Source organism: Flavobacterium sp., assembly GCF_044368625.1.
In the GTDB taxonomy this organism is placed as follows: domain Bacteria; phylum Bacteroidota; class Bacteroidia; order Flavobacteriales; family Flavobacteriaceae; genus Flavobacterium.
Genome location: NZ_JBIPPD010000304.1, coordinates 1 through 2,996, shown reverse-complemented (window position 1 = coordinate 2,996; position 2,996 = coordinate 1). Strand labels below are relative to the sequence as shown.

The following is a 2,996-nucleotide window of genomic DNA, read 5'->3' as shown; positions in this document are numbered from 1 at the left end:
AACAGCATGAAAAAAATAGTCGTTTTTTTGGTGGTCAGTTTGAACTGGAATCAGGTGGTCAATTTGCTCCGGAATTGGGTGGTCAATTTGCACTGGAATTAGGTGGTCAATTTGACCGTTTTTTCCAGGCTGGGGTAATAATTCAGTACCGCTAGGGATTACAAGTGAAACGGGCGGTCAAACCCTAATTTTGATACCCACACAAATAGGAACCGACACCGATTGGAAGTCTGTTGCAGTAGGAAATGGTCATTATCTTGGACTAAAAAATAATAATACCCTTTGGATTTGGGGGGGGACAGTGGAGCTTTAGGTAACGGTAGTACAACTTCTATTTTTTTACCTACCCAAGTTGGAACTGATACTGATTGGGCTTTTATTGAAGCTGATATTAAAAATTCTTTTGCTATTAAATCTGATGGTACTTTATGGGCATGGGGAAGTAATATGTTTGGTACTTTAGGAAACGGCACACAAACCAATTTATTAGTACCCACTCAAATCGGAACTTCAGCCGACTGGGCATCATTGTCACCTAGTATTAATGCCACCGTTGCTTTAAAAACAGATGGGTCTTTATTTACTTGGGGTAGTAGTTCTTTTGGCCAGCTTGGTACTGGTATTGGAGGACCACCCACCATACAGTTTACACCGCTACTCATTAATGCTTGTAATTTGGGTACGGAAAATTTCAATCAAAAGAGCGTACAACTATATCCCAACCCGGTACAAAATCGTTTGTTTATTGATAGTGAATTAACACAACAGTACCAAATCTATTCTATTTTAGGAGTAAAAATTAGTGAAGGAAAAATTGCTGGAGGAAGTGGTATTGATTGTAGTGGTATGAGTAGTGGGGTTTATATGATAAGCTTGACAGATGATTTAGGACAATCTTCTATGTTGAAATTTGTGAAACAGTAAATTTATCTTATCCTAGCTCCCTCTCCCGATTACTATCGGGATTGGAGAGTCCCGAGGAGTCGGGAGGGGTGAGGATTTTTGTAAAAAATTCATTTCTTTCATTGATTTTTGTATTTTAGCCTATCAATTCAAAATCTATGATTTCAGATATACAATTTCAAGCAGAATTACAAATTATCATTGAGAATGCCCTTCGCGAAGATGTCGGTCCAGGCGATTACAGTTCGCTCGCTTGCATTCCCGCAACAGCAACTGGAAAAGCCAAATTGTTAGTTAAAGAAGCCGGAATTATTGCCGGAGTTGCATTTGCCAAAATGATTTTCAACTATGTGGACCCTGATTTAAAAGTACAAACTTTTATCCAAGACGGAACGCCAGTAAGCTATGGCGATGTTGTTTTTCACGTCGAAGGAAGTTCGCAATCCATTTTAAAAGCCGAACGACTGGTACTCAATTCCATGCAACGAATGAGTGCTATTGCCACAAAAACCAACCACTACGCACAACTTTTAGAAGGCACTTCTACTAAAGTGTTGGACACCCGAAAAACCACTCCTGGCTTTCGTGCTCCCGAAAAGTGGGCCGTTAAAATTGGTGGCGGTGTCAACCACCGTTTTGCCTTATACGATATGATTATGCTCAAAGACAATCACAACGATTTTGCCGGTGGAATTACCAACGCAATTGCCAAAACAAAAGAGTACCTTCAAAAAAATAATTTGGATTTAAAAATAATCGTCGAAGCCAGGAACTTGGATGAAATTCGAGAAATACTGCAATCCGAAGGCGTGCACCGCATTTTGATAGACAATTTTAATTTCGAGGATACCAAAACCGCTGTTGCCTTGATTGGCAATCGTTGTCAAACAGAATCGTCAGGAAATATCAACGAAAAAACCATCCGTGAATATGCCAATTGTGGCGTCAACTATATTTCTTCCGGGGCTTTAACTCATTCGGTTTACAATATGGATTTGAGTTTAAAAGCATTGTAAATGTCAGCAGAAATTGAAGCAAAAGTCGAAAAAATTCCAGTAGTAAGGAATTTGATGCACGTTGCCAAGCGTGTCAAATTGCCTTGGCTTGAAGGGCTTTCGCTTTATGATTTGCTTGAGATTTATCTCGTCGGAATCATCGAAGGAGCCATAACCTATCGGGCAGGAGCGGTTGCTTTCAGCTTTTTTATGGCACTTTTTCCTTTTGCCTTATTCATTTTAAACCTCATTCCGTACATTCCCATCGAAGGGTTTCAGCAGGATTTTCTCAAATTTTTGGAAGACAGCGTACCGCCCAATACCTACGAAGCCATCGCTTCCATCATCAACGATATCCTCAACAACAGTTATAAAGGCCTACTTTCCACAGGATTTTTACTTTCTATATTTTTAATGGCCAATGGCTTGAATGCCATCCTTGGAGGCTTCGAAAGTTCGCACCACGTGATCATCAAGCGCGGTTTTTTTCGGCAATATGTGGTAGCACTCGGCATGTCGCTTCTTTTATCACTTTTATTAATTGTAACCGTAGCCACAACAGTAGTTTTTGAGGTTTTTATTCAGAGTACAAAGCTGGACAATGTGTTTAACGATACCGTACAATTTATCGAAATCGGGCGTTACGGATTTTTGATTCTGATGATTTTAATTACCAGTTCGGTTTTGCTCAAATTCGGAACCAAGGAAGCCAGAAACAGTTCCTTCATCTCGATAGGATCGGTTTTTACCACCATTTTAATTATCATTTCGTCCTACTTTTTCGGTATTTGGGTTGTCAAATTTTCGCAATACAACGAACTTTATGGCTCCATCGGTACACTTTTGATTATGATGTTCTATATTTGGCTCAATTGCATGATACTTTTACTCGGTTTCGAACTCAATACGTCCATCAACCGACTCAAAAGACGCAATTTGTTTAAATAATTTTTTTCAGGAGCTTATCCGGCTTTTCACTTCTAGTCCTCATTTGAAAAGCAATTTTTCCAATGCCACAAAAGGAGCTTCCGCTGGTCGCTCTTTTATGTCAGGAAAAAATAAGCTTTTCAAATTCCGGGCTATTCGTTACAATCCGGG

4 protein-coding genes are annotated in these 2,996 nt (G+C 39.6%); all 4 read left to right on the top strand.

Features of this window, described 5'->3' with window-relative positions:
- Positions 1-190: 190 nt before the first annotated feature.
- The gene (locus ACIQ2X_RS15285) at positions 191-313 is read left to right on the top strand and encodes a hypothetical protein (RefSeq protein ID WP_396179829.1); all 123 of its coding nucleotides are present in this window, start codon (positions 191-193) and stop codon (positions 311-313) included.
- A complete protein-coding gene (locus ACIQ2X_RS15280; RefSeq protein WP_396179827.1) occupies positions 283-924 on the top strand; it encodes a T9SS type A sorting domain-containing protein in 642 nt (213 codons plus the stop codon). The genes ACIQ2X_RS15285 and ACIQ2X_RS15280 overlap by 31 nt, the downstream gene beginning before the upstream one ends.
- Positions 925-1,061: 137 nt before the next feature.
- A complete protein-coding gene (gene nadC, locus ACIQ2X_RS15275; RefSeq protein ID WP_396179826.1) occupies positions 1,062-1,919 on the top strand; it encodes a carboxylating nicotinate-nucleotide diphosphorylase in 858 nt (285 codons plus the stop codon).
- Positions 1,920-2,846, top strand: coding sequence for a YihY/virulence factor BrkB family protein (locus tag ACIQ2X_RS15270; protein ID WP_396179825.1), 927 nt, complete (start codon positions 1,920-1,922; stop codon positions 2,844-2,846).
- The last annotated feature ends 150 nt before the right edge of the window (positions 2,847-2,996 follow it).